Source organism: Mycobacterium sp. (genome assembly GCF_049647605.1).
Classification (GTDB): domain Bacteria; phylum Actinomycetota; class Actinomycetes; order Mycobacteriales; family Mycobacteriaceae; genus Mycobacterium.
On sequence record NZ_JBARXZ010000016.1, the window covers coordinates 1 to 4,840 of the forward strand.

Annotated in this window: 6 protein-coding genes and 2 pseudogenes; 5 read left to right on the forward strand and 3 right to left on the reverse strand. The window is 66.0% G+C overall.

Features of this window, described 5'->3' with window-relative positions; translation table 11 throughout:
* The 3 genes and pseudogenes from WBB07_RS01865 to WBB07_RS01875 all read left to right on the forward strand — a co-directional run.
* Positions 1 to 304 (forward strand): annotated as a pseudogene (locus WBB07_RS01865) (hypothetical protein); the annotation flags it as partial.
* A 22-nt stretch (positions 305 to 326) separates the two neighbouring features.
* Positions 327 to 818 (forward strand): ImmA/IrrE family metallo-endopeptidase, encoded by a 492-nt coding sequence (locus WBB07_RS01870; RefSeq protein WP_526304201.1) that lies wholly within the window; start codon positions 327 to 329, stop codon positions 816 to 818.
* Entirely contained in the window at positions 815 to 1,918 is a 1,104-nt protein-coding gene (locus WBB07_RS01875; protein WP_526304203.1) for a hypothetical protein, read from the forward strand. The genes WBB07_RS01870 and WBB07_RS01875 overlap by 4 nt, the downstream gene beginning before the upstream one ends.
* On the opposite strand, the gene WBB07_RS01880 is transcribed toward WBB07_RS01875, so the two are convergent.
* The 3 genes from WBB07_RS01880 to WBB07_RS01890 form a co-directional block, all read right to left on the reverse strand.
* The gene (locus tag WBB07_RS01880) at positions 1,915 to 2,313 is read right to left on the reverse strand and encodes a transcriptional regulator (RefSeq protein ID WP_526304205.1); all 399 of its coding nucleotides are present in this window, start codon (positions 2,311 to 2,313) and stop codon (positions 1,915 to 1,917) included. The genes WBB07_RS01875 and WBB07_RS01880 overlap by 4 nt on opposite strands.
* A gap of 616 nt (positions 2,314 to 2,929) precedes the next feature.
* Positions 2,930 to 3,463, reverse strand: a complete 534-nt coding sequence (locus WBB07_RS01885) for a peptidase (protein WP_526304207.1) — start codon at positions 3,461 to 3,463, stop codon at positions 2,930 to 2,932.
* 260 nt (positions 3,464 to 3,723) lie between these two features.
* On the reverse strand, positions 3,724 to 3,882 hold the full coding sequence (locus WBB07_RS01890) for a hypothetical protein (protein ID WP_526304209.1): 159 nt from the start codon (positions 3,880 to 3,882) through the stop codon (positions 3,724 to 3,726).
* A 402-nt stretch (positions 3,883 to 4,284) separates the two neighbouring features.
* Between WBB07_RS01890 and WBB07_RS01895 the strand changes: the two genes are divergently transcribed.
* Complete coding sequence (locus WBB07_RS01895) at positions 4,285 to 4,626, forward strand: rhodanese-like domain-containing protein (protein ID WP_526304211.1); 342 nt, start codon at positions 4,285 to 4,287, stop codon at positions 4,624 to 4,626.
* A 40-nt stretch (positions 4,627 to 4,666) separates the two neighbouring features.
* Positions 4,667 to 4,840, forward strand: a pseudogene (locus tag WBB07_RS01900) (DUF4328 domain-containing protein); the annotation flags it as partial.

Here is a 4,840-nt window from a genome sequence, read left to right on the forward strand (position 1 = left end):
CGCACCGGTGCGCCCGGCTCCGCCCCCGGAGGTGGTGCCTCGGGCGTCGTCGGTGACCCGCCCAGCGGCACCGGAGCGTCCCCCGGCGGTATCGCCGGTGGTGCGGAATCAGTTGTCGGACAACTTCCGGGCCGGATACCCGCAGTACCTCCGATCGGCCAGGGTCGCCGAGGTGGCAGGTCTTGCGCTGCCCGGTGTAGCGGGCATAGTGGCTCTGACAGCTCTCGGGGGGCTGCTCGGATATCGGCAGGCCAAGGCCGGCCATGCGGTACGCGCCGCGGGGACGGCCCGCTTCCTGCAATAGATGAGCCGCCGGAGGGGGTGACATGCCAGCCAGTCGAAGTGTGACCAGAGCCGTCAATGACGTGCTGGAATTGGCGCCGCGACGGGGAGAGGTCTCGTTGGCGATCTTGGTTGCCGCGGTCAGCGGCAGTCGGGGGCGTCCGATCGAGATCGAGCTGGCCGACCTCCCGGTAGGGGTGTGTGGTCAATGGCGGCAGTACCAGGACTACGACGCATTCCTGATCCAGCGTGGGCTACCCACCTGGCAGCGGACTCTTGCTCACGAGCTGGGGCATTTGGTGCTCGGGCACGCCGGGATCCCTGTGGTGGAGGCCGCCCGGCAAGCCGCCGAATTCGCCAGTGACGATCTGATCGGCTACATGCTCAATCAGCGCACCGGGTGTATGGGGCCCAGCGGAGAAGATGCCGAGCAGGAAGCGGAGGATTTTGCCGCTCTGCTCATCTATCGGTTGGGCCGGATGCCATCGGATCGGGCGTCGATCGTCCAGGTGCGCCTGGGGGAGGCGTTTGGTTGACAGTCTGGGTGATCGCCGGGCTGCTGGGGTTGGCCACCGGCGTGCGCATCGGTTGGGCGCTGGTGAACAAACAGTCCCTGGTCAGCACCGCGATGATCGTCGCGCTGGGCAGTCTGGCGCTGGTGGCCGCGCTGAACTGGGAGCCGTTGGCACTGATGCTGGACATGCTGCTGCACTGGCCCAACATCGCGGTCGGGCTGAGCCAGGTGGCGCTGATCGCCTGTGCGGCAGGCAGTTGCGTGATGATCACCACCGTCGCGTCGACCCGGCGGGCCGTTGTGGTGCGGCGCATCGCGGCCGTGCAGTACGGGATCGCAGCGGTGATCGCCGGCGTCACCCTCGTCATGTTCTTCGCCGACGATCAGCAGCCGGAGATGTCGCCGCGGGAGTACCTGGCCCGAAGTCTCGGCGCGCCGCACCTGTCCATCACCTGGTTGGTTCCGCTGCTGTACATCCTGTTGGCGACGACCCTGGTTGTCTGGGCCGGGTTGCGACACTCCAGCCGGAGCAGACGCGGCCGAGCCCTGTTCGTGTTCACCGTCGGAGTCGTGCTGATCCTGTTGGCGAGCGCGTTTTTCCTGATCCGTGCCGTCAGCGCCACGGCACTTGTGGGGATCGGCACCGCAGCGACGCTGTTGGGAACAGCGATGGCAGTGGTGGCGATCGGTGCGCTGCTGCCCACCATCGAAGACTGGTTCGCGGGCCGCCAGGAGTTACGGGCGCTCGCACCGCTGCTGTCCGAACTCGAACGACGCCAACCCGATATCGGTATCGGTGTGCGCCCTCGCGGCCCGCTGGTGTTCCGGGTCGCCGAACAGCTGTCGCTGATCTCGGATGCGCTCTTTCTGGAAGCGACGGCAGCACAAAGCCTCCACCGCGACGCAGCACCTGTCGAGGCATCGGGTAGCGCCGGACCCGACTTCTCGGAGCCGAGAGCTCGAGCGCGGGCCATCGCCGAGTGGATCCACGCAGGCAGCGACGCCGCGTTCCCCGGGGTGGGAGTGCTGCGGCAGCCCGACAGCTACTCAGACCGGGAGTGGATCATCGAAATCGCACGGCAGTACCGGGACCTCGAACGGATCACGCCCGCGCGCGACTAGCTGTCGAGGTGCTCTTTACGCCGGAGTTCCTCGGCGCGCTGAACCAGATCCTGCTGCGACTCCGCGGACAACCCGACGGTGCGCGCGGCGATCCGGCGGACCCCCTCGTCGCGCATGTTCGCCAGCCAGGTCAATTCCTTGTCGAGCTTCTCGTAGTACTCATCATCGGTGAAGTACGCGGGCTTGATCCGGAAGAAATTGGCAAGTGCCGCCATCGTTGCGGCCGAAGGATTGGTGCGGTTGCCGGAGCGCAACTGCGACAAGTAAGGAGCCGACATGGTGACTCCCTCGGACTTCAGCGCGCCGATCACTTCCGCTGACGTATGCGGGCCCCGACCCGGCGGGTACACCGTGTCGAAAAGGCGATTCAATCGCGCTGAGAACGTCGTGCTCATGGTAAAGACCTCCACAGGTGGACATCGCTTCAATATCCGTGGCCGTATTTGCTGATCATGGTAGCGAGTGTTGTCGTAACTACCAAGTGCAAACGCCTGGCAAATTGACGGGAGCCTTCACAGGTTGGCGTGCCGGAGCCTGCGCGAACGCCCTGATCAGCGCGTCCATGTTGATTTGAAGTGCAGGCAACTCCGCGTGTGATGGCCACTTCGGGCCTGTCCTCGGGTGCGTCGTGGAACCCTGCCATCGAAGGGTGGCAGTCGATTCGCAGACGTTACCGGGCAACGATTCCTGAGCGTGAGCTGAGTTGAAAGCAGATTTGCTGCTGACGTCAACTACTTCGCAATCCGAATGATCTTGACCGGTCGAACCCGCGTGAGAGGGCCCAGCGCCGCGGCGACCGGCGGTGATGTTGTCCGGATACCGCAGCGGAATCCGCTGTCCGGCCGTGAAACCCCGGATGAATGCAATGAATGAGACGGCTCGGGCCGCACTGCGGTAGCGCGGGAATCGGCACTTGGTAGCCACAGGGCCTCGCCGGCCCGTTGTTGTCGTCGCTGGGATGATTGCCAGAGATTCGAAGGACGGCGCGGCGAGGGTCCGCAATCCGTGGTGTCAGGCCGCGAGCAGCATGGCGAGGATCGCCGTGTCGGGGTGACTGATGGGGTCGACGCCCACCCGACTCACCATCGACGTCACCGTGCCGTCGGATTCCGCTTCGACCCACGCAGCGCGGTGCTCGAGTCCCAGATGCGGTAATCCGGGCAGCAGGACACACCCGGATGCGGCACCGCTGCATTCGGGTAGCGACGGGGTGGTTTCCGACGGTGGATGCAGCATCATCAGCGCTGTCGGATTCTGGTTCGCGAAGTACCCGGGTGCCACCGCGGCGGTACCGATGACGGTGCCCGCGGCGACCACCAGGCCGACAGTCCCCGGTTCCGGTGTCTCCGGAAGCTCCTCGCGGACGCCGAATATCGTTGTGGTGGCGAGCAATCCAGGCCAGGACGCAACCCGCACCGCGACCATCAGCAGCTGCGCCCACTCCTTGGTCGAATCAGGCCACCGGCCCGACACGACAAAACCCTTCAGTGCCCCACCTGAATGAAACGGGGCGAGTTCGATGGCCCGCCCAGACCCAGTATTCATATGCCCTCCGCGACTGCTCGGTTCAAACGGGGGTTGCGCGCGACACAACTGCGGGTCGGTCGGATCAGGATGGGGCACAGCGTGGCTGGCACGCAAGAGTGACCGAGTGCTAACGCGCTGGTCGCGGGTAGATGACAGCGGGGCGAACGGCCCGTGCCGCCCCTCCGGGGACGGCGCTCAGGTCAGATGGCGCTCGGGTCGCAACGGCGCACGGGTCAAACCGTTCGGAGGTCGCAACGGCGCTCAGGTCAGAACTGCGCTCAGGTCAGAACGATGAAGGCGAGGATGCCGAGCAGGGTGAGGGCGATGACACCGGCACGTAGCGCGGCGACCTGGTAGGAGCGGTTGCACGTCGATGACGTCGCGTACCAGTGGCCCGTCTGGTTCGCCGGCTGCGGGCCGATCGGCTGGGTCGCCATCACAGACCTTCGATTTGCACCATCCATATACGCCCCCCAGTGAGATGTGTCACACCATCATTCCTGTGGCGCCGATCATAACCTCCTCGGTCGCATGACTGAAATCGAGCCGACTACCTGCTGTTTCATCCTCGTGGCGGCGGTGCGGAATCGCGGTAGGGGCCGCCGCCGCCGCGCCCGGGGCCGCAGTCGGGCGGATTGTTCGCCGAAGCCTGTTGATCGGTCCGTTCTTCAGGAAGGCCTTATCCACAACCGGCCCGGTGACCGCTGCCGTATCCAGCGGACACGGCGACCGCCACCGGTGCCATCCCTGTGGATAAACCTGTGGAAACTGTGGATAGCGGTCAATTGCTGACCGGCCGCCATGGCTCAGGACACCCACGGCGTGTCAGGATTGGAGCCATGGACGACTCGGTGGTTCCGCAAGCGGACGTCCCCGCACTTCCCGCCGACTTCGGGGCGGAGGTGATCCTGCTCGATGTCCGCGAAGACGATGAATGGCAGCGCGGCCACGCGCCCGGGGCGCAGCACATTCCCATGGGTGACGTGCCCGCCCGGATACACGAGATCGACGTCGACAAGCCGTTGTACGTGATCTGCCACGCCGGTGGCCGGTCGCTCCGGGTGGCGCAGTACCTGCAGCGCAACGGCTACGAACCGATCAATGTCGACGGCGGCATGCTCGCCTGGTCGGGCGCGGGTCGTTCGGTGGTCACCGACGACGGTGGGCCGGGCGCAGTCTGAGCGGTCGAACATCGCTCGGCGCCGCAGTTAGGCTGGTCCGGTGATCCAGGTGTGTTCGGTGTGCGGCACCCGCTGGAACGTGCGCGACAAGCAGCGCCAGTGGTGTCCGCGCTGCCAGAGTGCTCTGCTGCCGCCGTCGGCTGCTGCAACGCCAGGTCCCCCGATGGCCACACCGCCGCCGGCACCACCGGCGGGGCAGCAATCCGGGTGGAAC

What these genes read in the sequence shown, in the direction of transcription:
- WBB07_RS01890 (WP_526304209.1), bottom strand. Translation starts at nt 3,882, where the DNA reads ATGGCGACCCAGCCGATCGGCCCGCAGCCGGCGAACCAGACGGGCCAC.
- WBB07_RS01885 (WP_526304207.1), bottom strand. Translation starts at nt 3,463, where the DNA reads ATGAATACTGGGTCTGGGCGGGCCATCGAACTCGCCCCGTTTCATTCA.
- WBB07_RS01895 (WP_526304211.1), top strand. Translation starts at nt 4,285, where the DNA reads ATGGACGACTCGGTGGTTCCGCAAGCGGACGTCCCCGCACTTCCCGCC.
- WBB07_RS01870 (WP_526304201.1), top strand. Translation starts at nt 327, where the DNA reads ATGCCAGCCAGTCGAAGTGTGACCAGAGCCGTCAATGACGTGCTGGAA.
- WBB07_RS01880 (WP_526304205.1), bottom strand. Translation starts at nt 2,313, where the DNA reads ATGAGCACGACGTTCTCAGCGCGATTGAATCGCCTTTTCGACACGGTG.